Source organism: Bifidobacterium sp. ESL1133 (assembly GCF_058107325.1).
Genome location: NZ_JBYLUI010000003.1, coordinates 1 through 24715 on the forward strand (window position 1 = coordinate 1; position 24715 = coordinate 24715).

The 24715-nt window shown below is 59.4% G+C and carries 14 protein-coding genes, 1 tRNA gene and 1 pseudogene; 4 read left to right on the forward strand and 12 right to left on the reverse strand.

The window, feature by feature from the left end; genetic code table 11:
• On the forward strand, positions 1 to 247 hold a 247-nt coding region (locus AC3B5A_RS03665; protein ID WP_489798981.1), incomplete at its 5' end, for a hypothetical protein.
• A gap of 372 nt (positions 248 to 619) precedes the next feature.
• On the opposite strand, the gene AC3B5A_RS03670 is transcribed toward AC3B5A_RS03665, so the two are convergent.
• The 8 genes from AC3B5A_RS03670 to AC3B5A_RS03705 all read right to left on the reverse strand — a co-directional run bounded on the left by AC3B5A_RS03670 (position 620) and on the right by AC3B5A_RS03705 (position 12790).
• Positions 620 to 1405 (reverse strand): HNH endonuclease family protein, encoded by a 786-nt coding sequence (locus tag AC3B5A_RS03670; RefSeq protein WP_489799262.1) that lies wholly within the window; start codon positions 1403 to 1405, stop codon positions 620 to 622.
• 126 nt (positions 1406 to 1531) lie between these two features.
• Positions 1532 to 4180 carry an ATP-binding cassette domain-containing protein gene (locus AC3B5A_RS03675; protein ID WP_489798983.1) on the reverse strand — a complete coding sequence of 883 codons (2649 nt, stop codon included), beginning with the start codon at positions 4178 to 4180 and terminating at the stop codon, positions 1532 to 1534.
• A gap of 136 nt (positions 4181 to 4316) precedes the next feature.
• On the reverse strand, positions 4317 to 5396 hold the full coding sequence (locus AC3B5A_RS03680) for a LacI family DNA-binding transcriptional regulator (protein WP_489799264.1): 1080 nt from the start codon (positions 5394 to 5396) through the stop codon (positions 4317 to 4319).
• Positions 5397 to 5494: 98 nt separating this feature from the next.
• Positions 5495 to 6208 (reverse strand): ribonuclease HII, encoded by a 714-nt coding sequence (gene rnhB, locus AC3B5A_RS03685; RefSeq protein WP_489798985.1) that lies wholly within the window; start codon positions 6206 to 6208, stop codon positions 5495 to 5497.
• Complete coding sequence (gene lepB / locus AC3B5A_RS03690; RefSeq protein ID WP_489799266.1) at positions 6205 to 7086, reverse strand: signal peptidase I; 882 nt, start codon at positions 7084 to 7086, stop codon at positions 6205 to 6207. Before lepB ends, rnhB begins: the two co-directional genes overlap by 4 nt.
• A 2009-nt stretch (positions 7087 to 9095) precedes the next feature.
• Positions 9096 to 9467 (reverse strand): 50S ribosomal protein L19, encoded by a 372-nt coding sequence (gene rplS / locus AC3B5A_RS03695; protein WP_489798987.1) that lies wholly within the window; start codon positions 9465 to 9467, stop codon positions 9096 to 9098.
• Between the two features lie 316 nt (positions 9468 to 9783).
• Positions 9784 to 11478 (reverse strand): glucose-6-phosphate isomerase, encoded by a 1695-nt coding sequence (pgi, locus tag AC3B5A_RS03700; RefSeq protein WP_489798989.1) that lies wholly within the window; start codon positions 11476 to 11478, stop codon positions 9784 to 9786.
• Between the two features lie 130 nt (positions 11479 to 11608).
• Positions 11609 to 12790 carry a mannose-1-phosphate guanylyltransferase gene (locus tag AC3B5A_RS03705; protein WP_489798991.1) on the reverse strand — a complete coding sequence of 394 codons (1182 nt, stop codon included), beginning with the start codon at positions 12788 to 12790 and terminating at the stop codon, positions 11609 to 11611.
• A gap of 118 nt (positions 12791 to 12908) precedes the next feature.
• Here AC3B5A_RS03705 and AC3B5A_RS03710 point away from each other — a divergent pair.
• A tRNA-Thr gene (locus tag AC3B5A_RS03710) sits at positions 12909 to 12984 on the forward strand.
• A 230-nt stretch (positions 12985 to 13214) separates the two neighbouring features.
• Positions 13215 to 17531 (forward strand): RCC1 domain-containing protein, encoded by a 4317-nt coding sequence (locus AC3B5A_RS03715; protein WP_489798993.1) that lies wholly within the window; start codon positions 13215 to 13217, stop codon positions 17529 to 17531.
• On the opposite strand, the gene AC3B5A_RS03720 is transcribed toward AC3B5A_RS03715, so the two are convergent.
• Positions 17452 to 18072: a 4'-phosphopantetheinyl transferase superfamily protein gene (locus tag AC3B5A_RS03720; RefSeq protein WP_489798995.1), complete on the reverse strand. Its 621-nt coding sequence runs from the start codon at positions 18070 to 18072 to the stop codon at positions 17452 to 17454. The genes AC3B5A_RS03715 and AC3B5A_RS03720 overlap by 80 nt on opposite strands.
• A gap of 289 nt (positions 18073 to 18361) precedes the next feature.
• Between AC3B5A_RS03720 and AC3B5A_RS03725 the strand changes: the two genes are divergently transcribed.
• Entirely contained in the window at positions 18362 to 18718 is a 357-nt protein-coding gene (locus tag AC3B5A_RS03725; RefSeq protein WP_489798997.1) for a DUF1516 family protein, read from the forward strand.
• A gap of 387 nt (positions 18719 to 19105) precedes the next feature.
• Here the strand turns inward: AC3B5A_RS03725 and AC3B5A_RS03730 are convergent, their stop codons facing one another.
• The 3 genes and pseudogenes from AC3B5A_RS03730 to AC3B5A_RS03740 all read right to left on the reverse strand — a co-directional run.
• Complete coding sequence (locus AC3B5A_RS03730; RefSeq protein WP_489798999.1) at positions 19106 to 21250, reverse strand: InlB B-repeat-containing protein; 2145 nt, start codon at positions 21248 to 21250, stop codon at positions 19106 to 19108.
• Positions 21251 to 21339: 89 nt separating this feature from the next.
• Entirely contained in the window at positions 21340 to 21480 is a 141-nt protein-coding gene (locus AC3B5A_RS03735) for a hypothetical protein (protein WP_489799001.1), read from the reverse strand.
• Between the two features lie 236 nt (positions 21481 to 21716).
• Positions 21717 to 24656 (reverse strand): annotated as a pseudogene (locus AC3B5A_RS03740) (beta-ketoacyl synthase N-terminal-like domain-containing protein); the annotation flags it as partial.
• Positions 24657 to 24715: the final 59 nt, after the last annotated feature.

Genomic DNA, 24715 nt, shown 5'->3' on the forward strand with positions numbered 1-24715 from the left:
TATGGGAAACGGCACCGGCTACGACGCATCAGGCCGCTACGAAGTCGTGTACTTCGACCCCACCGACCCAGCCAACCGGAACACCTCCGACCGCACCCTGACCGTGAACGTGGTCTACAACAAGACCATCACCCGCATGCCCTTCACCGGCGGCACCGGAGTATTACTCGGTAGCATCATCGCCTTGGCGCTGCTTGCCGTGGCGGCCGCGCTGGTCCACTTGCGTAACAAGCGAGCCAACCAGTAATGCAATAGGCACTGGTTGTTGGATCAGCAAATAATCCAACAACCAACACACCACCGGCATCCCAGCCAATAACCAGAAGGCCCACACCATGCAGGTGTGGGCCTTCCCAATTTACTGACGCAACTCTCGCCAGCAGGAAACACACACCTCTTCGTCAAATAAGAACACACCACTTCATTCAGTAGGGACAAATCCGCCTACAACACTCTTTGCCCTAAAACAAAACGTTGAAAATCCACCAAACTGCAATATCGAAAGAACGTCATACCCTGCTTTCCGTCCCTACTGAACGTATCAACACCACCATGAGCTCGTTCCGCGAGCACTTTCCTACGCACTACACGACCACTACTCAAACAAGATCGTGGGACGTCAGCCCCTCCACTCCGGGATGGATTGACTGGGGCAATGCTTGAGGACCGCGCCCATCGCCTGACGCTCGGGGGTAGTCACAGTCAGGTCGTATGCAGATTTCACGCCAATCTGGCGAGCAACATAGCCGCACTGATACGAATGCCGGGAAGGCAACCAGTAAGCTGCGGAGGCAGAGCCTTTCTGCTGATTGGCCGGACCATCAACAGCCAGCAGATTGTATGTGTCATTGCCAAACGCTTGCAGCCGGTCGGTGTCCCATTCGCGCGCACCAGACTGCCATGCATTCTCCAATGCCACCACATGGTCTATCTGCACAGCAGAACTCGTGGTCTTGCCTCGCACAAAGTCAATGCTCTTGCCGGTATACGGATCATTCAATCGCCCCGACCCCACCGCACAACCTCCCGCAATGCGATACCGCACATCTTCCAAGTCTCTTGAGAGCACATCGTCACGCACTGTACAGCCATTGCCGTCATCGTCGGTGGTATTGTAGGCAAACACCTCACGCCGGTACCCGGTTGCATCCGGCATATCATCCGTGCGCAGCCCGGCGAGAATTTCAGCGGCGGGACCGATCGCAACATATTGCCCGGTCATCTGCGCAAAAGGCTTGCTCACATGAGGCAAAGCCATGCCCATCAAGACGCCGGTGAGTACCGCCAAAGCCAAAAGCACCATGAGCCTGAACCGCAAAGAACCCGTGTTCAGCCGCTTCCGAGAGAAATGCGAACCGTTCTGAGCACTCGCACCCGGCCAATGCCATGCATGGCGCGCCAACATACCATGCCATCCCATAAATCCCATGCGTCACCATTCTTCGTACCATTCATCATCACTATACAGTGTTATGAATATATACTAGAACAATGACTTTGTCATTTTACGAACCGCTTCCTGCAGCGCGCCTCACTCCTCCTCCGGGCGAGTCGGTACAGCACGCAGATCAAACGCCGGCTTCAACGCCGCCATGGTGAGCACGACAACCAGCAAGCCAGAAACCGCACCAGCACCATCAGCACGCAAGAACATAAGCGCGAGCAACGATTCACCAAGCACCGAAATCATGGCAAGCACCGCGTTCATTCCCTCAAAGATACCGACGCGGCGGCTCATCCGACCTCGCTCCAACCACAGCTTATGGCTTCGTTCAGCAAGAAGCTTCAGCCGAATCCCACCTTGCTGGAAGCGAGTGATTTCATTCAATCCTTGCATATCATCCAGCACCGCAGCATCAAGATTCTCCACATGCCGTTTCAACCTGGGCTTGATGCCACGCACACTGGCGTCATGCACCCGCGGGAACAGCACACCGGCGACAAGATACAGCAACACCAGCAGCACAGCACACCACACGTTCAGCAGCCCCATGACCACCACCAGCACTACGGAAGACACCAATGCCACGGCACGGTTCACACGCGCTCCTCCCGGATGCACCAGCCTGCTGCTCCCCAGCCAACGCATAGCTACACACAAGAGAGCACATACAGCCATCAGCGACAAGGCCGGTCCGGCATCCATCTGCCACCACGGGTGGCCGGATTGAGCGACAAGAGCCAGCACTCCACCCATCAACAGGAATACCTCGCTCAAGTGCCCCACAGTGCCTGCCAAGAACACACCGACCGCCTGCACAAACCGACCGATGGCACCGCGCTTGGGGTCAGCAGCAGGCACCACAGCACCAGCGGAACCGCCCCCCATCTCATCGACATCGATGCTCGCCGGCGCCGACGTGTGTCCAGGCACATCACCGCCCTCATTCGCCTTGGCACCGGACTGCACAGCCTGTGCCGAACCGTCACCTACGCCGCCGCTATTTTGCACAGCTTCGCTCTGATTCCTGAACATGGTGGCGTACAGACCTCTGGCCTCAATCAGCTCACCATGCGTACCAGTTTCAGCTACGGTTCCACCGTCGAACACCACAATCTGGTCGGCAGCCACCACATCAGACAACTTGCGCGTCACCATGATCACGGTCTTGGTGCGTGCCAGCTTGCGGATGGCAGCAAGCATCAGCTGCTCGCTTTCCAAATCCACATCGCGAGCAATGTCGTCGAACACATACACCTTGCTGTCGCGCAGCACAGCCCGCGCAAGAACGATACGTTGACGCTGCCCAGGAGTCAGGTTGCTCCCGCCGCATTCAATACGCATGTCCAAACCGTCTCGCTGGCGGTATATGAATCCATCGATGCGAGCGCGGCTCAACGCCAGCCACATGTCGTTTGCCCCGGCCTGCGCGTTGGCCATAAGCAGGTTGTCGCGCAGTGTACCTTCAAACAGGTGATCATCAGCCGAAACCACAGCGACCATGGATACGATGGAATCCACCGACGCATCGTTGACTTCGCACCGGCCAGGCCTGCCCAATACCGAATAATTCAGACGCACCGAACCGGTATATCCGGTATACGTGCCGGCCATAAGCAAGGCTGCGGTACTCTTGCCAGCCCCCTTGTCTCCTACCAATGCCGTCAATTGGCCCGACTTCGCCGCAAAGCTGACATCGTGCAGAGCCGCCACGTTCACATGTTCGTCCGCGCCGTCCTCATCTGCCTCGTCACCGACGCTCGCCTTCCTGCCGTTATGAGACGTCACCTTGTCATAGTCATAACCGACACCATCAAATACCACTTCAACATTGTCAGCACCGCCAGGCAAGGATTGCGCGCCTCGCTTGGGCGCCTGCACATCAAGCAATGCGAAGATACGGTCAGCGGCATTTTTGCCCTGTCGAGCAAGTGGCAGACACGAGGCCAGACCATGAATCGGCTGAATCACCATGCACGACAGCAGGGATGCAATCAGCGCGGCTGGCATGCTGATACGGCCTTGTGCATACTGCCAGAAAGCCATGGCAATACCACAGGCACCGCCACAATATGCCACCGCGTTCATCACTACAGGAGCCAAGGCATGCAACGGCATCAACCATACCACCAACACCACGATCACAGCGCACACAAAACCAACCCACGCGCCAGGTGCGTTAAGCGACAGTTCCACGACAAACAAGGTGAGCGGAGCCACTACAGCGAAGCATAATTGCGGTACCAACGACTCAAAGACACGCTGCACGGCGTCGATTCCCGCTCCTGCACTGCGCACCACATCCGCACCGTTGACCTGCTGACGGTAAGAAGGGCCAAGGTCAAGCATCTTGGCATACAGCTGTTCGCGCAACGTGAGCTTAATCTGTTCCGAGGCTTTGGTACCACAATATCTGGTAATGCGCACCGCACAGTATTTAATCAGCATCACCACGACGAACGCCAGGACGAAAGCCGAAATATCGTCAGGAAATGCGTTGAATGCGGCACCCGTTTCAGCTTCTCTTCCGCTGCTGTTCATAACGCCGAACGTCACCGCGGAAGCAGAAGAACGATCAATCTGAGAAACCAAGCTACCTAAAAAACCTACGACTGCGTACACAAACCCTATGTCCGCCAACAGCGACACCCACTGCGACGCCACCTTCATCGCAGCCGCAAGGCCGGTGCGTCTCGAGACGGACCATAACCGCTTGTCAATCATTTCCCAGCCTTTCACACAGGCACCAACTCGCATGCCGTCCCCATCATCTTAGCCATGACACCACACGGAATGTGGCATACAACACCCCGGAGCATCACGCCCACCCTTTCATGCCACTATGCACGAACGAACCAACAAATACGCCACCCGCTTAAGCTCGCGCAGCAGTACCCAAAGACCTGCGCTGCACCACATTCGCCGGCACCAGACCTGCACCATGCGCATACGCCGAAAACGCTGTCTCACCACCGTCACCAAGCAAACGCAATGCTTCACGCATGGCAGCGGAACCCAGCTGTTCGAAGTCCGGCCTGACCGTGGTAAGCGGCGGCAGCATATCGTTCATGGCAAGCATGTCGTCAAACCCGACCACGCTCACATCTTGAGGAATACGCAGACCGTGTTCATGCAGCGCACGCGCCACACCCACCGCCTGGGCATCGTTGGCGGTCACCACAACCGTGGGTCGAGCCGCGCCTGAGGATCCGCTGGCATCAAGTTCGTGGTTCATTCTGAAATACGCTTCGGAGGAATCCCACGAATCGCATTGCACCACGGTGGAGTCGATCGGTACGCTTGCACTCACCTTACGCCATGCCGCCAAACGCGTGACAGCATCCCTCCACTGCAACGGACCGGCAAAATACCAGGCGGAACGGTGTCCGAGCCTATTGAGCAGCACCGCCACGTCACGCACTGCACCCCATTGATCCACGCCCACAATGGCGGTATGGCGACGCTCTTCGCTGCGCATGGTGCGGCCAGCCTGCGCCATGCTCAACCCGCCGTGGGTAGCCGTGACCAGCACACGAGGCTTGCTCAATCTCATCTTGCACGCCGCGGAAAACATTGCATCGGTGGGAGCTATCACAATGTAAGCATCCACGTTCTGCTCTTCCAAGGCAAAACACCGGTTTTCGAACTCACGTTGTGTGCATAGTGCATCACGCATCATGGCGATGGTGACGAACAGTCCATTGTTCATGGCCAGCGCATCAATGGCAGCGATCACGGATGCGTCCCCAGGTCGGTTCAGTCCTCCCGCCACCACTGCAACAGTGTGCGAGCGGCTTGATGCCAGCGTGCGTGCGGAATTGCTTGGCCGGTATCCCAACATTTCAATGGCCTGCTGCACTTTGCGGCGCGTTGCCTCGCTGACGTGCGGGGCATGATTGATGACACGAGAGACCGTCTGATGGCTCACGCCCGCCAATTGAGCCACATCAAAAATAGAAGGGCGCTTGTTTATCGAGGGACGCTTGTCTGATGCGCTCGCACGCTCAGATACGTTGCCGCTCGAACCACGAACAACACCATTGCCGCTGCCGCTCATACCAAGTGCCAGCTCACCCTATGCAAGTCGCTTGGTCCCAGCCGCGCTATGGCTTCGCGATGCGCTTTCGAACCATACCCCTTGTTGCTTTCCCAACCATATGGCTCATACGCTCTGCTGCTCGCGGCCAGCTGTTCCATGAGATGGTCGCGAGTCACCTTCGCCACCACCGATGCGGCGGAAACCAGTGCACAGCTCTGATCAGCCTTGATTTGGGTTCGTACAGCGGCCGCCACCGGCACAACCGGTGCCATGAGTGTCCCCGCTGCGGCGGAAATATAATCGTTCGGGCCGTCGAGAATCGCGCCGACGCGAATGTTCCCGGCAGGCTCAGCATGGGTCGGCGCAACGCCGAGCTGCTGCTCGACATCACACAATGCACGCAACGCCGCCACCCCGAGTGCCGTCGAGATGCCCCAATCGTCGATCTCATCGTTGCTGGCCTGCCCTACCGCACTGGCAGCGCACCATGAACGCAACGGTTCCACCATACGCTCACGGCGGCGCGGTGTCAGCAGCTTGGAATCAGCCAAACCTTCAGGAACATCCGCGTGCATCACATCCGAAGCCCACATGGCCGCAGCTCCGACCATGACCGGGCCGGCAAGCGCCCCACGCCCGACCTCGTCGAACCCTACAATACAGTCGAAACCACTACCGGCCAGCTCACGTTCCAGTTCCAGGGTGGGCGCGACGTGCGTGGCATTCATCGGCCCGTTCTCGAATCGGCATCAGGCACGCTCTTGAACACCTCATGATGCGACGAGAGAGACCCGATGCGATTAAGCGGCCAGATGGTAAACAGCCCTACGCCCTTGATATTGCGTATGGGCACCAAACCATTGTTGCCATCATTGGTATGATACCTGGAATCGGCGGAGTTCGAGCGATTGTCTCCCAGCACGAATATATTGCCTGCTTTCACCTTGACTTCGAAGGGAAAATCGCTGGGAGACACGCCTGTTTTCAGGTAGACGCTCTCGTCGATAGCCTTGCCATTGATGGTGATCGGCGACCCTTTGCCCTTGCACGCCACGGTGTCTCCCGGCAGGCCGATCAAGCGCTTGACGAGTGTGTCGGTACCGGAGGCGCGTTCTGCGCTCAGCCAGTTCGCGGGGTCTTTGAAGACCACCACATCTCCTCGCTTGGGCTTGACAAGTTTGGGAGCCAATTTGTTGGTGATGAGATGGTCTCCGATTTCGATGGTATCCATCATGGAACCGGACGGCACACGGTAGACACCGACCAGGAAGATGCGGACGCACAGCACCAGCACCACCGGCAACGCGATAAAGATCATGAAGTCTTTGATAGTAAACCTGTCTTTGTCAGCGGTTTTCGTTGAGACATCGCCAGACTCTTTGACGATTTCTGCCTCTGGGCGACTGCTCTTCGCCAACGATGCCCCTTCACCAGCAGCGACAGTCGTGTTGATGGCCCTAGTGGGCACTGCACCTTGAGAAGAACCTGACGGGGGTACAGAACCAGCTGCACCCACAGCATTGCGAACCTCAGCGGCAGCCGATGACGGTGCACTACTGGAGGCTGCTGCAGCGCTTTCACCATGTTGCGGATCTGCCGACGGTATGCTAGAAGGTGCCTGCTGTCGTGCCGCTGCGCTGCCGTTGACAGCGGAAGTGGCGGAGGGCTTGCCGACATCTTGACTATCGCCCGGCTGCGGGTTGGGTGATGCCGCGTATGCATCATGCACACCGAGCAGGCGCCCGACCGAATTGCGCGTGTGTGGCGCTGCTTCCGGCACAGGGTCAAGCACCGGTGCGGCATCACTCACCGTAGCAGCATCGCTCTGACCGTAATCGTGAGACTGTGGCACGGCACCATAGCCGCTCGGCTCTTCATATGTCGCCGCATATGGTTCATCACGATAGCGGCTCTGTGCGCCGTATTGGCCTGTACCATATTGGTCCACACCGTACTGATCGGCACCGTGTGGTGCTTCGTACGTGGAAGAAGCGCTTGAGGCATAGGATTCGGGATGGTAATGATACGATGACGCGTAGTCGGGCGAGTAGTTATCTGACGCCGAGTAGTCCCTCACCCTCTCGTCAGCATGCGTATCATAGCTGCTTTCTGGGGTGCGGTATCGCCCGAAATCCTCATACCCTCTGGAAACCGGCAAGGCACCGGTGTAGGAAACGCCAGTCGAAGGAGATTCGCTCAGGTACGGTCCGCTGGACGAGGGTGCTGCTCCAGCGGAATACGGCGACTCCATGCGGTCTGCCTCACCCGAACCATATGCCGAGCCATACCGGTAGGCGTTGCGGGAATCATATGAGCTCTCGTCATCATACCTGCCAGCGGACGTATACTGCGTCACGTCGTTCCGGTAACGATCACTAGGTGCATAGTCCGCTCTCTCATCGCGGTGCGATGGAGCAGCATGAAAGTCTGCATGAGCATCTGACGGCATATGGTAGTCAGCCGCATAATAGTCGGAAAGGCCATGCCCCGTCACTGAATCAGAAGCAGCCTCTGCGGGTTCATGGCGGGCGTACGAATAATCCGCAGGTTCGCGTGACGGTGACTCATCGTGCACGCCGTACCGTGGCTCATAGGCTCCACTGCGCGGCTCATCATCCCAACGAGACGTGCGATACGTGGAATCGCCGTAATGTGGGGTGCCATACCCAGAAGGCTCAACGTGCGGGGCATCGTACCTTGAGCCATACGAAAGAGAATCGTCATATGAAGGCTGGGCGTGATACCCATCATGCCGCCATGCGGCCAGATCAACATCAGCCTGCGCAGAATCGCGGTAACGACCTGCGCCATACTCGTCATCACGATACCCGGTCTCACGGTAGCGTTCCTGAGAACGGTACTCATCGGCCGCACCGTAACTGTATGGAGCAGAATGTCCCTCACTGGGAAGCGGTGCATGCAAATCCGACGCCTGCAGATCAGGGACTTCCCTGCTCGGCGCCGGCCGGCGCTCACTCCAAGCAGAGGAGCCTGAATCATACGCAGATGGTGCTTCTGCACGCCACGAACCTTCATACCGCCGCGTCTCATCTTCACGCCACGAATCGCGCAGAGGCACATCGGCCGGAGCAGAGTACCTTGAAGTCTGAGCTGAGGCCGGCCGATAATCAGCACCGCCATACTGGCGATATGAAGGTGCATACTCACTTTGCTGCCGCTCAAGACGAACCCGATCTATGTCAGGCACGGCATCCCATCCGCCACGATTATCGGTTCCGTCTACTCGTCGGTACGAGCGCAGGGCATCATCGCTCTCATTGCTTCTCAACAACTTCTGCGCCCCTTCCTCTATAAGCTAACAGTGCGCGCCTCACCTGAACATTGCGGTCTTTTGCACGCACACTGACTCATCATACTCCATGTCATGCATAAACAGTGCTTATTCATGCACGGTATGCACAAATCTGAACACAACCCCCTCTTCCGCTGCGCCCAGTGCTGCCAGATATCATACATGGCAGGTGCATATTCCTTACAGAATAACACAGAAGCCGGGTGCTTCCCACCGACACAGTCGAACAAGGGAAACAACCCGGCTCCACAACGCGCGAGCAACGACCAATGAGCTCGACCGTACACTCACACGCTGGTGCCTCACGCCTTCTTAGCGGTGTGATCCTGGCGCTCGACGATTCGAGCAGCCTTGCCGCGCAGGTTGCGCAGGTAGTACAGCTTGGCGCGACGCACGCGACCACGGCGAGTTACCTTGATGGAATCAATCACCGGGGAGTGCAGGGGGAAGCGACGTTCCACACCGGTTCCGAAGCTGACCTTACGCACCACGAAGGTCTCGCGCACGCCGGCGCCCTGACGGGCGATGACCACGCCGGTGAACGCCTGGATACGGGAGTTGTTGCCCTCCTGAATCTTGACGTTGACCTCGACAGTGTCTCCCGGGCGGAAGTCCGGGATGTCCTCGCTGGCCTTCATGTGCTTGGCATCGAATGCCTCAATAGCGTTAACCATTGTTTTCACCTGTCGCTGCCGCATGTCAGCGCACAAATACGGGGCACGACAATCGTCGGAAAACGACGCCGGCCGCACCCAAACTCGTTTCAGCCAGAACCCTGACCGAAAGCCCACCGATTCGCTGCGCCTGAAGCAATGCCATAGGCCAGCTGAACTGAAAGAAACCGAACCCATGCAGCAGTCCAATTCCCGGCTTAAACCGAGTCACATTATACTTACCCAAGGCGACACACCCAGCCGAAATAAAAATCGGCGCGAGCCGAACCCTTTGACAGAGTCCGACTCACGCCGATTGCGTGTTACTTAGCTGCGCTTACTTGCGGTGTGCACGGTAGTAGCGGATAAGCGACTGGGTGGAGGCGTCCTGCGCCGCCAAAGCGTCGTCATCCTGAGAGATGGCCGGAGTGATCTCTCGCGCCAGCTGCTTGCCGAGTTCCACGCCCCACTGATCGAAGGAGTCAATACCCCAGATGGTGCCCTCAGTGAAGGTGATGTGCTCGTAAAGCGCGATCAGCTCGCCAAGCGACTTGGGGGTGAGGGCGTCGCCGAAGATGGACGTGGTGGGTCGGTTGCCGGTGAAGATGCGCGCGGGCACGATCTCCTCGGCAGTGCCTTCGGCACGCACTTCCTCTGCGGTCTTGCCGAACGCAAGCGCCTTAGTCTGGGCCAAGTAGTTGCCCAGGAACAGCTCGTGCACGTCCTGGCCGCTGTCCTTGGCGGGGTTCGGGGTGTTGGCAAAGGCGATGAAGTCGGCAGGGATGAGCTGCGTGCCCTGGTGAATGAGCTGGTAGAAGGCGTGCTGGCCGTTCGTGCCGGGCTCGCCCCAGAAAATCTCGCCGGTGTCGGAGGTGACGGGGGTGCCGTCCCAGCGCACGGACTTGCCGTTGGATTCCATCGTGAGCTGCTGCAGGTAGGCCGGGAAGCGGTGCAGGTACTGATCGTAGGGCAGCACTGCATGGGAGGCTGCCTTGAAGAAGTTGCGGTACCACACGTTCATCACGCCCATGAGCGCCACGACGTTCTCCTCGAACGGAGTGTTGGCGAAGTATTCGTCAATCTCATGGAAGCCTGCGAGGAATTCCTCGAAACGCTCGGGGCCGAAGACCACGGCGAGCGAGGTGCCGACGGCGGACTCCACGGAGTAGCGGCCACCCACCCAGTTCCAGAAGCCGAAGGCGTTGTTGGGGTCGATACCGAACTCGGCGACGGCGTCAAGGTTGGTGGAGACGGCGACGAAGTGCTTGGAGACAGCTTCAGCGTTCTTCTCATCGCTGCCATCAATGGCGCCGGAAGCCTTGAGCGCCTCGAGTAGCCAGGTGCGTGCCTCACGGGCATTCGTCAGCGTCTCGAGCGTGGTGAAGGTCTTGGAAACAACAATGAAGAGCGTGGTCTCAGGGTCGAGGCCCTTCGTCTTCTCAGCGATATCGTTGGGGTCGATGTTGGAGACATAGCGTGCTGAGATGCCGGCGTCAGCATAGGGCTTGAGCGCCTCGTACACCATGACGGGACCCAAATCGGAGCCACCGATGCCGATGTTGACCACGGTCTCAATCTTCTTGCCGGTCACACCGGTCCACTCGCCGGAGCGCACCTTACGGGCAAACGCGTAGATACGCTCAAGCACCTCGCGCACGTCGGCCACAGTGTCCTGACCGTCGACCACATACTTGCCTTCATCACTGGCAGGGCGGCGCAGAGCGGTGTGCAACACGGCACGATCCTCGGTGTTGTTGATGTGCACACCGGAGTACATATCCTTGGTGCGCTCGTCGAGCTTGACGGCCTTGGCCAAGTCCGCGAACAACTTGAGTGTCTCAGGCTTGATGAGGTTCTTGGAGAGGTCGAAGTGCAGGTCTCCTGCGTCGAAGCTCAGCTTTTCCACGCGCTCCGGGTCATCCTTGAACCACTGCTTGAGATTGACGCCCTCGTCCTGCAGATCGAGGTAATGCTGTTCCAAAGCGGCCCACTGTGGGGTCTGCGTGGCGTCAACAGGAGGATTGATAGCCATAACGTTCCTTTCGTTGCGGCACGGCGTCATACAAGGTAACTGCTACTAACATGCAGCGTCCGCGCCAACGTCCTTCACACAATTTACTCACGAAAGCCGACAGCGAAAACACCGCAGGTCGAGACGAACCTCACAGAATGTCGTCTCGGCCCTCTTGGTCTAGGTAAGCCACCATGTCTTTGACCTCCTGCGCGCGCGCCCGCGGAGCAATGAGCAACGCATCAGGAGTGTCCGCCACCACCATGTCATTGACTCCCAGCAAGGCGACGGTGCGGCCAGAGGACGGCACCACCACATCACCGGCACAGTCAAGCGAAGCAACCAAGTCGGCATCCCCGAGAATTTTCATGCGCCTCTCACCTGAACTGGGAAGCAGATTAGCAACCGAATTGAAATCGCCGACATCATCCCAGCCAAAATCGCCGGGAATGACCGCCACCCCTCCCTCGGCGCTCAACGGTTCGGCCACTGCATAGTCGAACGCGATTTTTTCAATGCCTGGCCAATAGGCGGCCATGGCTTCGTCAATGCTCTGCCGAGACTCGGGGCCCGACTGCGCGTCCGCCTGTTCATAGGCATCAGCAATACGTTCAATGGCCTCATACATGTGGGGACGGTACTCTTTAAGGCGTTCCAACAGCACGTCTGCCCGCATGACGAACATACCGGCGTTCCAACGATACTTGCCGGTAGCCAGATATGCCTGAGCCGTGGCAGCGTCCGGCTTCTCAACAAAGCTATCCACCAGACGTGCGTTTGGAGCGTCGGGAATGGATTCCCCCAAGCCGCGTCCCTGACGAATGTACCCAAAGGCGGTAGAAGGGCGCGAGGCTGAGATGCCGATGGTGGTGACATACCCGGCACGGGCCGCGGCCACCGCCTGACGCACCGAGGCTGAGAAGGAATCGGTGTCGCGGATGACATGGTCCGCCGCGAAGGAGCCAACCACGATGCGCTCGCCATGACGTCTGGCCAAGACCGCTGTGGCCAGCGCGATGGCTGCGGTGGAATCACGAGGCACCGGTTCAACGAACATGTTGGAAGCAGCAAGATCAGGAAGCTGCTCATGCACCGCCGCAGCATGCCGCCATCCGGTACTCACCGCAACGTGGCCGGGAGAGGCGAGCGCCGCCAGACGGGCGAATGTGGATTGCAGCAGGGTCCGCCCTGAGCCAAGCAAATCATACAGGAATTTCGGCTTGGAACCGCGGCTCAGCGGCCACAGCCTAGAGCCTGTGCCTCCCGCGGGCACGATGGCGTAGAAGTCTTGGAGGTCGTTCTCCCGTGTGTGCTGCTGATGCTCGCTACTCATGTGCCCATTGTCTCGCAAACCATTGTCAAGAAGAGGAAGACACGGCGAGTGCAGAAAATCTCAGGTGCATAGTATAGTTGTGGTCTTGTGCGCGGGTGGCGAATGCCGCTCGGGCGTTGCCGCTTTAGCTCAGTTGGTAGAGCGTCTCACTCGTAATGAGAAGGTCGACAGTTCGATTCTGTCAAGCGGCTCCATGACTCATGGCGACGAAGCCACACGTCATTGATTCAATTCCAACGCGTTTAAGACTACGGGTAAAAACCATACAAACAATCAATGTTAGGTTACAAAAGCGACCACACACTGCTTATTTGTGAAATATATCCAGCATTCGCCTAATTCCATATTACTTTTTCCAACCGCATTGTCTAGATAAAGATAGAAACTAGGCAAAACATGGTTTAGTGAAGGATTGACAATAGTCATGCACGTAATCAGTGCCCGTAACAGTCGTACGCATACCCCCAACAACAGCCAAACCTTCGCCAAGACGCATCCTCGCTCCATCTCAACGCACGCCATACACACCGCATACGCCTTCATTCTCGCCTTCACGCTCGCCACCGCACTCACCCTGCTCGCCACGCTCATCCACCCCGGCACCGCCGCGGCCGACACCCCCGACAGCGGCGCCACCAGCACTTCCATCCCCACCCCGGCACCATCGGTCACCGACCACGCCGCGCCGACTGACCGCAATACGACACCGGCCAGTCAAAGCACTGCAGTGAGCAAACCCCACATCAGCGACGACACCGACTTCGCTAACCCCTACGATTTCTCCCTCTCCCCCGACAGCGGCGCCGACTTGGGCGGACACAGCGTCACTATCACCCCTCCACCCGCCGTCACCTTCACACAAGCCAGCACCGCAGACCCGTCACCCACCGATGAAAACGCCTCCTCCTCCATGGCACTCGCCACCGACGGAGCCATCTACGCCTGGGGCGACAACACCTACGGCCAACTCGGCGACGGCACTACCACCGACCGCTTGGCACCCGTCAAGCTCACCATGCCTGCCGGCGTGCACCGCTACACCACCATCAGCATGGGCGGCACCAGCGCGCTGGCCATCGGCGACGACGGCAACACCTACGCCTGGGGCTGCAACACCTCGGGACAGCTGGGCATCGGAGCCACCGCCAGCACAGGCGGCACCACGACCCCGACCAACGACCAGATAACATCCACTCCCGCACCGAAGACCATCGGTGGAACCTGCACCACAGACGCGCCCAAAGACGGGGCCGCCATCAACTTCAGCAGCACTCCCGTGAAGGTAAAACTGCCGGTGATCGGCGAAACCGCCACGTCACCGGGCACCACCATCCACTTCACCGACGTGAGCACCTCATGCGGGTTCGCGGTGGCCATCGGCGACGACGGCAAAGCGTACGCCTGGGGTAACAACTACTACAACCAGCTGGGCATCGGAGCCACCGCCAAGCTGCAGCTGGCACCGACCGAAGTGCGCGGCGTTCCGGACGACGAGCATTTCACCGCCATCAGCGCCGGTCCGGGATATGTGATCGCCACCGGATACCACCACCTTTTGGACGGAAGCGTCAGCAACAACACCTACGCCTGGGGCATCAACAACTACGGTCAGCTCGGATTAGGGGACACCGGCAAGAAAACCGTACCGACGCTCGTTCCGGACATCTACAACGACAGCTTCGCCCATGGAACCAAAATAGACCTCTACCATCCACAGACCGTACACACCGACACCACATGGAAAGCCTCATCCGTCACCGCCAAGGTCCATACGCTGGCACTGGGCAGCGACGGCAACGTCTACGCGTGGGGTGCCAACGACCGCGGACAGCTGGGGCGCGGCACCACCGTCACCAACGCCAGCACACGAACCCCCGCCGCCGTACCCAAACCAGCCACCGCCGGCAGTGAATTCACCCAAATCAGCGTAGGCAGACGGCATAGCATTGCCCTCGACGACCGCGGGCAACTCTGGACCTGGGGAGACAACACCTACGGCCAGCTTGGCGACGGTGCCACCGACCCCAACGCCCCTGTCACCTCGCCCATTCACATAGCCATGCCGCAAGACACCAAAGTCACCAGCATCTCCGCAGGGCAGTTCGGCACATTCGCCTCCTGCGACGACCAATACGCCTACGACTGGGGCACCAACACCAACGGCCAGCTTGGTCTGGGACTAACCTCGCCCGACCCCACAACCACTCCCATCAAGGTGCGCATCGTCAAGATCCTGTCCGTCGCCTTCGACGGCACACCCACCGCCGCACCGGTCTACGACCCCGACACCGGCACGTGGACGGTGACCACACCGCCGCATGATGCCGGGAAGGTCACCGTCACCATCGCCTGGCAACTCGGCGAAAGCAGCGCCGGCGTGCAACCCGACGCCGGATTGCACTACACCTATACCTCCACGCTCGGCTCCGACCCGGAACACCCGGCTCCCGAGACACCACACTTCTACCCCGTCTGCTTCGCCACCAACGGCGGGAGCCTGCCCGCAGGCACCGACGCCAAGGCGACCCACACCTGCCCACACAAGCCAGACACCCACTGCCCCGCCGGACTGGGCCAGCTGTGCGAAACCATCGATCGCGGCAACATCGCACTCATGCCCAAGACCAACCCCACCAAGGACGGTTGGAACTTCGACGGCTGGTACGACGCTACGGACCGCCCCTACGACTTCACCAAAGCAGTGACCGAACCGATCACCCTCACCGCGCATTGGAGCCAATGGCACAGCATGACACCAATGGAGGCACCCGACTACGGGAAAACCGACATCACCGTCACCCCTCCCACAGGCGTGCGCTTCTACCATGTCAGCGCCGGAGGCTCGCACTCGCTGGCGCTGGGCACCGACGGCAACACCTACGCCTGGGGACTGAACAACTACGGGCGGCTGGGAGACGGCACCACCGCCACGCGCACCTCTCCAGTGAAGGTCAAAACGCCGGTAGGGGTGCGATTCATCCGCATCAGCGCAGGACTGTACCACTCCATGGCCATCGGCGACGACGGCAACGTCTACACTTGGGGTTGCGGGGACAAGGGGCAGCTCGGCGACGGACGCATCAGCAACGGCGCCAACCATATCAGCCAGACCACGCCGCTCAAGGTCACGCTTCCTGCAGGAGTGACCGCCACGCAGATCGCCGCCGGCGGTGGACATTCACTCGCACTCGGCGACAACGGGCGCATCTACGCCTGGGGCGACGGCGAGGCCGGAGAGCTAGGCGACGGACGCACCGGCGACGGCTACCTGAGCCCCACACCGGTCGAAGTCAACTTGCCTGGTGTCACGTTCACCAAGGTGTATGCCGGCAACAGCCACAGCATCGCCACCGATGCCGACGGCAACACATGGGCGTGGGGATACAACGATTACGGGCAGCTTGGCAACGGCACCACCAAAGGCTGCGGAACCCCACAGGCCATCGCCGCAACAGACACGTCGGGCGCCTCGACGACCAAGGTGGCTGTGTCGAATTCGTGCGACACTTCCCCGAGGGACAATGGCGGCGCAGGCGCTGCAAAGAGCGCAAGCGGCACAAGCAGCACAAGCACAAGCACAAGCACAAGCGGCGGTCGCGCTACCTCCACCACCAGCATACGGTTCAGAGACATCAGCGTCGGCGCCGACCACACCATAGGACTCGACGAGCACGGACACGTATGGGCTTGGGGGCGCAACCAGTACGGACAACTGGGACAGGGAACCGTCAGCGGCGCCAAGACCGCCAACCCCACACCCCAGCGGGTCACCATACCCGGCACAGGCGCAACCCAGCCCTTCATCACCCAGATATTCGCAGGCAGCAACCACAACCTGGCCATCGACTCCACCGGCACCGCCTGGACTTGGGGCAAGAACGACAAAGGCCAGCTGGGGTGCAGCACTTCACGCACCAGCTCCCTCGACTGTTCCAAGAGCGCAAACGGCTCCACAAGCACATCGACGAACATTGCCACCCCCACCAAGGTCAATATTCCCACCGGTGCAGGCATCGTCCAAGCCAGCGGCGGAGGCTCACACTCACTGGTCATCGGCACCGACGGCAACACCTACGCCGCAGGAGACAACAGCAACGGGCAGGTCGGCAGTGCAAGCGCCAAAACCACGCTGCCCCAGCGCGCCACCTTGGGACCGGTGACCATGCCCGCCCCCGCCACCACCATCACATTCGGCGGCACACCGGCGACCGCCTTCAGCTACGAACAGAAGCAGCACCGTTTCATCGCCACCACCCCGGCCCACGAAACCGGACATGTGGACGTCAACATCACATGGACGCCGTCCAACGGCAACCCCAAACAGACCGTCACATTCTCCGACTTCCACTTCATACCTACCGTGGCCGCCATCCCGTTGACCGGAGGCACGGCACGGGGCACACTGCTGGCGGTCATGCTCGCGGCTCTCGCATTTACCATGGTGGCGGTCTATCTCAAACGGCGGCGCGACGGTGCCGGTATCGCCGTAGCCGGCATGGGCAGCAACAACGTGGGTGTCAGCAACGTAGGCGGGGATAACGTGAGCATTAACAACATAAACAACCGCACGCGCCATACTGTTGACGTAGGCAGCGGCACCAGCAACCACAACAATACGGTCGACATCAGGGACAGAAGCAGAGTTCACAGTGAAACAGCAGTCAGCAGCGTCCCTCCAACACCACCACGGCGCTCGCCACAGAGCCATCATGGCTCAGCGAGACATGCCAAAAGATATTAGGAGCCGCAACCCTGCCGGTGCCTGCGAACGCAGCGGCATCACCGTTTAACGCAGCTGTATCAGCCGACCCAGCTGCGTCAGGATTCCTAACCATGTCAGGCTTCGCAACTGTGTCAGACAACCCAGCAGCATTGCCCGGCACAGCCACACCACTCGCTGCGATCGGCCGAATCGTTCCGGCCATATCTGCCAGTCCAAGCGATTCATGCAGCCTCGCCTCCACGTCACCAGAGAGCGTCACGCGAGGCCTGGAACGGGAATCGTCCAATATCTCCACCTTGTTCCACGGAAAATCGTCCGCAGTGTACGGGTATGGCAGCTCTCCCAACGCCTCGCACCATGCCTTGAGCACCGCTTCCTTGCCGGCCCATCTTGCCGCGAAATGCGCTGCTTCACCGTCATGTTTGGCCGTCGCCCGGCCATGGCACAGACGCTGCTCACGCACGGAAAACAGCTCACGCATACGGGTGCCCGGCTCAGCCAGTTGGTTCGCGAACGCCTCCACATCGACCACGTCGTGCCCCACACCCAAAACCGTCATAATGCCAGTGTATCGAGCAATCCGCCAACACGACGGTATGGTTTGTCCCTCTCCTATCCACACACTTGCCATTCGCATCTCGACGCAAATTTCAACACACGTCCCGCGGTCCGCATTCATGCCTCCTATCCATGCAGGAATAGACCCACACATGGGCGCGCTCACAAATTACTTGAACTTTATACAGGCACTGCTCCTACAATGAGCGAATACATGTCACAGCCACCAAACGGCGCGTGACCGCGGATGCGTTTGCAACTGCGCAATGAGAGAAGTACGAGGAGTGAATATGGTCTGGCCTTGGATGCATTTTATCGTAGGTGTGGTGTTGATTGTGGCGGTGGTACTTGGCCTGCTGACCAGTCCCAAGCAGAGCAAAATCTGGGCGATGGTGGCGCGCGTATGCTATCTGCTCATCTTGCTGAGCGGCGTGCTGCTGTTCTCGCACGGCTGGGAGAAGAACCCGGTGCTGCTCGTGGTCAAAATCGTGGTGGCGTTGGTGTTCATCGGGTTGGCGGAGATGGGATTCGCCAAGAAGTCGCGCGGACAGGCCGACGTCAAGGTGCTGTGGATTCCCGTAGTGCTCGGTGTTGTCGTCTTCGCACTGGGGCTCGTACTCACCCAAGGCTTCCCACTGGTGATGTAGCAACCATAACGGCTGGATGCCAGGCTGGGCGGCTCGCCCAGCGTCGCGGTTATGGCGCACCTCCACCACTTAACGCACCATAACCGACGCTAGCATCGTCTCAGCGTCGGTTATGGTGCGACTCCTACACCGAACGCAACAGAAACGACGCTCGGATTCAATAAGCGTCGGTTTAGGCGCAGCTCCACCACTCAACGCGACGCAACCGACTCCCGCATTCACTCAGCATCGGTTGCGTTGCACATACCCCACACAACGCAACAAAACCGACACTCACACCAGCTCAGCGACGGTTCAGCCGCGCACTCTGCACCAAACGCAACATAACCGACGCTCAGCTTCGTTCAGCGACGGTTATGTTGCGTCAACACCCAGACTGACCGAACATCACCGAACCATACGACGATCACGATATGCACGAATCACAGCAGCCACGGCCAGCAAAACCACCGCCGCCAACACCGAGAGCACCAAACCCTGACCGCCCGTGAACGGCAAGGCATACTGCACTATCCGCCACTGCGCATACAGGGTCACACCACCAACCGGCAACTGCACCAAATCACCCGGCTGATACGACATACCATTACCATCAGCCTGCGTATTCCAACCCGTAAAAGCATACCCATCACGAGTAAACCACGTGGCACCCGCCACCTTCACCGTCTGATCAGTCGACCCCTTCGACAGGTAACGGTTACCATCTCCCGTGCCACCATTCTCATCATAAGAAATCGCCTGCGGGTCGGCCTTCCACTGCGCATACACCGTCACGTCCCTCGTCAGCACAGTCGAGAAATCATACCCCTCAGCCTCCGGCTCACCCACCGGATCCGCATACGCCACACCCTGATACACGGGACGCACCGGACCGACCTTCGTCGTCTTCCACCCCAGGAACACATAACCCGGAACCTTCGAGCTGTCACCGACAGTCCAACCGGAACCGTCAGCCGCAACGGACCCCGACGACACCGTAACCGGCGACGGGCTCACCGACGAAGCACGCCCAGCAGGCGCATTCACATCGTATATTAGATGCACATCGGCAAGATACTCATACGAAACCGTAGCCGTCTGCGTTTCCAAACCGTGAACATATGTGATGACCGCGTCGACCACACCCGCGGCATGGGCCGGCGTCTTAACCTTGTAGGTGCTAGAAGCATCATCCCACTTCAGGTCCGTTCCCGGTGTGCCATCGAACGTGACCGAATCGACTCTCAGCGCCGGCGGAATCGGACCCGGCGTCGACTTCGCAGCCTTATCCGGAACGAGACCCGAACCCGTGCCTTTGTTGATGGTGGTGTCCGCAAGCTCACCATAGATATTGCCGCCCCACGACCAGCCAACGTTGTCATCCGTTATCGCAACTTTCTGGCTGCAACCCGAGCTTATTTTGAGGAATTTCTTCCCCGCATCCATTTTGATCGCCACTGGAGTCGTCTGTGAAACGGTCGCCTCACCTATGCCAAGCTGCCCGGAAGCGGCTGTTCCCCAGCTATATCCACGGCCATTGGCGTCGATAACCGACGAATGCATCACCTTGCTGTCGATCTGAGTGATTTTGCTGGTCGTCGGCACGGTGATCTTCACCGGTGTGGTGTCATTCGCCACCGGGCCATATCGAGGAGTGCCACCGCGGCCCAAGTTGCCGTAGATGTCGCTTCCCCATGAATACACATCGCCACTGTCAGTCAGCGCCAACGCATACTCGCTGTAGCACGTGTTGCTGTCCCCTCCCGTGCAACCCGTGTAGTTGACATCATTCGCGGCAGCCGCCTTTATTTGGGAGAACCTGACTCCGGCAGGATTGTTTATGGCAACCGGAGACAGCTGCTTCGAAGGGAAGTATCTCGTGTTGTTGAGGTACGGCCCGTAATCATCGGCGCCCCAGCCATAAATCCTGCCGTCCGTGTCGATGGCCAGCGAATGGACATAGCCCGCGCTGACCTGCACGAATTTCACTCCGGAAGGCGCGTTCACCGGCGTGGGATCCACCGTCTCAGCCGTGTTTCCCGTGCCCAACTGCCCCCAGAAGTTACTTCCCCAGGCATACGTCACTCCATCGGAACCGACAGCAAGCGCGTGCCCGCCACCGATGCTGATGGCGCTGTCTTTAGTAAAAGATACGCCTGCCGGCATATTCACACGAATCGGCATCGTGCTGCTGTTGATATCTCCCCAGGCATATAGATTGCCGTCAGACCCAACAGCAAGATCGTTGTCATAGCCGGCCTCGATGCGAGTGAAATGGACATTCGCGGGCACTTTGGTCATATTCACCTCGACGAATGCAGTGCGATCCGTCGTGGTTCCGTCGCCGAGTTGCCCTTTGTTGTTGTGCCCGGATGCATACGTCACGTTGTTTGCACCGAGCGCGAGAGTGTGGAGATAACCCGCCGACACGTCTTTGATCTTCACACCGACCGGTTGCGTAACCGAAACCGTGTTGCCGCCTGCAACCGGTCCTTTGTCGGGGGACATCGAAAACTCGCCCTCATACCCCGGAAGAGTCGTCCCTCCTGACAATGTCGAAGCTTGCAACCCCTTCGTTGAGCCACTTCCTATAAGGGAACCACCTGCCTGCGCCCCGGCAACATCATTTAACGAAGAGGCAGTTACATTACCCCCCCCCCGCGAATCGCGGAGTCACCAGTAACGTCGGCCGAGGCAAACGCCGACACACCAAGCACCGCAGCCAACGCCACAGCCGCAGCTGATGCGGCTACCACACGCCGCTTCGCACCCATACGAGCCATAATTACGTCCCATTCTTGCCAACGCACACCAACCACTATGTGCTATACACCACAAACAATACCTCACACTTTAGCAGAACCCGCATATATTCACCAAACCACATACACAGTAGCCTTATCTGAGTAACGACATAACAAAAGGAGGGGCGAACACCACTTAAGGTGCTCGCTCCTCCTTTGCGTTATCCGCTTCTGCGTTATCTACCTAGACAACTCCAGGCAGCCGCTGGCCGACCTTACTCGAAGTAGCCGTTGGCTCCCAAACGAGCATCCGGGTTGAGGAGCATCTGCTTCTCGACCTCATGCGCGTTGTAGGACTTGGAATCCTCGTGGAAGCGACGGTTGTCAATCGGCTCGTAGAGAGCAGCCTGACCCATCATGCCCATCAGACGATGACGCTCACCAGCGGCCAGACGCTCGTTGGCTTGACGACGCCAATCTTCCAGCGCACCGGCACCGGCATACTTGGCCACCGACGCCTCGAAGGCACCGGGGCTGACCAGCGCCACGAACCCGGAGACGTGACCGAAGCCCAGTGAGGTGGCCAGACCAGCCTTGACTGCGCCGACCTTGAGCGGCTCGCGCAGCCAGACCATGTGGTCGTCCTTCTCCAGCTTCGGGTCAACGCACTCAAGCGACGCGTTGGCCGGAATGACACCGGAACGGAAGAGCTGGGTGAGGCCATCAATCTGGAAGATAGCAGCACCACCCATGGCATGGCCGGTCAGGGTCTTCTGCGAGATGACAAACAGCGGGTTGCCCTCCGTGCGGCCGATGGCATGCGCCACGGTGTTGTGCAGCTCGGACTCATTGGTGTCGTTCGCATTGGTGGAGGTGTCGTGTTTGGAGACCACGGCAATCTCGTCCGGCGAAACACCAAGCTTGGCCAAGTCACGCACCAGCTTGGAATCCTTACCACCCTGGGCTGCGGCGAGCGCGCCGAGACCGGGGGCAGGAATCGAAGTGTGGGCACCATCGGCGAAGCTGTGCACATAGCCGACCACTGCAGCCACAGGCAGACCCATCTTCAGCGCGATGTCACCGCGAGTGACGAGGATGGTGCCGCCGCCCTGCGATTCCACGAAGCCGTCACGACGACGGTCGTTGGAGCGCGAGAAGAAGCGGTCGGAGATGCCCTTGCCATACATCACATTGCAATCGGCGGTGGCACCCATGTTGCCGAAGCCGATCACCGAGTCCACACCGATGTCGTCGATGGCGCCGGTGACCACGAAGTCGGCCTTGCCCAGCGCAATCTTATCGACGCCCTCTTCGAGCGAGACCGCTGCGGTGGCGCAAGCCGAGATGGGCTGCACCATGTCGCCGTAACCACCGATGTAGGACTGCATGACGTGGGCGGCCACCACGTTGGGCAGCGCCTCCTGCAGGATATCGGTGGGAATCTCATGCCCCAGGAACCGATCGAGGTAGAGCTTGCGCATGGATGCCATGCCGCCGAAACCGGTGCCCTGCGTGCTCGCCACCATCGAAGGATGGACGGTCTGCAACACTTCTGAGGGGCTGAAGCCCGCTGAGATGTAGGCATCAACGGTGGTGACGATGTTCCACAGAGCAATCTGATCAACCTCGCCGACCATGGAAGCGGGGATACCCCACTTGACCGGATCGAAGCCCTTGGGGAACTGGCCGCCCACGGTGCGGGTCATGGCCATGCGCTTGGGCACGCGAATCATGGAGCCAGGCTGACGGGTCACCGTCCATTCGCCCGATTCGCCGTCCTGCTCGAAGGCGGTGTGCTCGGGGTCGATCTTGGCATACTGCTGCGCCATCTCCTCGGTGGGCACCGAGAAGACCACCTCGTGGTCGAGATAGATCTCGGTCTCTCCGGAGACAGTGTCGTCCAGATAATCCTGGCCCATCTCGTCTTCGAAGGGACGCAGGCCGGAGCGTGCCACAACCTCGTCGTGGTAACGTTCAGCGATGTCGACTTCGGGAACCAAGGTGCCGTCGTTGTCGTACCAACCCGGTTCAGGACTGTCCTGCCATTCAAGCAGACCCATGTTCCAAGCCAATTCCAGCACAGCACCCGCGGAAAGGTCAACCTCACCGCTGGGATGGATGCCAAGTTCGGCCTCGGCGCGAGTACGACCGGAACCCCAAGTGCCGAGCTCGCCGATGGAGACGATGACAATCTCATCTTCAGGACGGGCGCTCACACCTTGCCAATCGGCCAGATCGATTTCGGCCTGACGCGGAGGCTTGGGGGTGGGCAGCGCCTTGATAAGCATGGCGGCACCGTTGGCATTGGTGCTCTGCGGTTCGTCTTCGACGGCGGTCTGCGCTTGTGCCTTGGCTTCATCGGCCTCAGCCTCGGCGCGCAACGCCACGATGTCGATCGGTTCGGAACCCAAACCGCCGGTCAGGTCGGCGCTCAACGGAGCTTCGACCGCCTTGGCACGGGAATCGAAGGATGCCATGTCGAGCAGTTTGACCGCCACCTCGTCGGTGGAATACGTCTGGATGCCGTGGCGTTCCACCACGTCGACCAGCGGATCGTTGCCGCCCATAAGTCCTGTGCCACGCACCCATCCGATAAGCGGGTGAGCGAAGGTGACACGGCCGGACCAGTCCTTTTCGGCGTGTGCACGGGTCACGATGGCATCGAACGAGGACTTCACCTCACCGTACGCACCGTCACCGCCGAACACACCGCGGTTCGGAGAACCAGGCAACACCACGTGAAGCTTGTGCTGCACGTCGGTGTCGGCACCCAAGGCTGCGAAACCGGTGATGGCTCGCTCCACACCCCAGAGCATGAGGCGCGCTTGGGACTCGAAGAGACCGCCGGAATCGGCCATCGTACCGTGCATGGCAGGAGCTGCGAACGGGAAGAAGAGGCTCGGCTCATATGCCGGCTTCAAAATGGTGGTGGTGGCACCGGTCGTCTTCTTAGAGACGGTGCCCACCCACTTCACCAGCGCATCGACATCGCGATAGCTGGACAGGTTGGCCGGAACCACCCACAGCTTGGCATCTCCCACCGCATGCTCACGATAAGTCTGCTCAGCCCATGCCTTGAGCGGCTGACTGAAGCTGTGCGAAGTGGCAATCACGGTCGCGCCGCCTGCCAGCAGACCGCTGACCACCTGGCCGGCAATAGAGTGCGAGGAAACACCGGTGACCACGGCCACATCACCCGCAAAGCGCGAGGCAGCAGGGTCTTGGCTGGGCTGGGAAGACGCCTGCCCGGCAATTCGGGTGAAGGTTTCCGCCA

What these genes read in the sequence shown, in the direction of transcription:
- AC3B5A_RS03735 (WP_489799001.1), bottom strand. Translation starts at nt 21,480, where the DNA reads ATGGCTCGTATGGGTGCGAAGCGGCGTGTGGTAGCCGCATCAGCTGCG.
- pgi (WP_489798989.1), bottom strand. Translation starts at nt 11,478, where the DNA reads ATGGCTATCAATCCTCCTGTTGACGCCACGCAGACCCCACAGTGGGCC.
- AC3B5A_RS03725 (WP_489798997.1), top strand. Translation starts at nt 18,362, where the DNA reads ATGGTCTGGCCTTGGATGCATTTTATCGTAGGTGTGGTGTTGATTGTG.
- AC3B5A_RS03705 (WP_489798991.1), bottom strand. Translation starts at nt 12,790, where the DNA reads ATGAGTAGCGAGCATCAGCAGCACACACGGGAGAACGACCTCCAAGAC.
- AC3B5A_RS03715 (WP_489798993.1), top strand. Translation starts at nt 13,215, where the DNA reads ATGCACGTAATCAGTGCCCGTAACAGTCGTACGCATACCCCCAACAAC.
- AC3B5A_RS03670 (WP_489799262.1), bottom strand. Translation starts at nt 1,405, where the DNA reads ATGTTGGCGCGCCATGCATGGCATTGGCCGGGTGCGAGTGCTCAGAAC.
- AC3B5A_RS03720 (WP_489798995.1), bottom strand. Translation starts at nt 18,072, where the DNA reads ATGACGGTTTTGGGTGTGGGGCACGACGTGGTCGATGTGGAGGCGTTC.
- rplS (WP_489798987.1), bottom strand. Translation starts at nt 9,467, where the DNA reads ATGGTTAACGCTATTGAGGCATTCGATGCCAAGCACATGAAGGCCAGC.
- rnhB (WP_489798985.1), bottom strand. Translation starts at nt 6,208, where the DNA reads ATGAATGCCACGCACGTCGCGCCCACCCTGGAACTGGAACGTGAGCTG.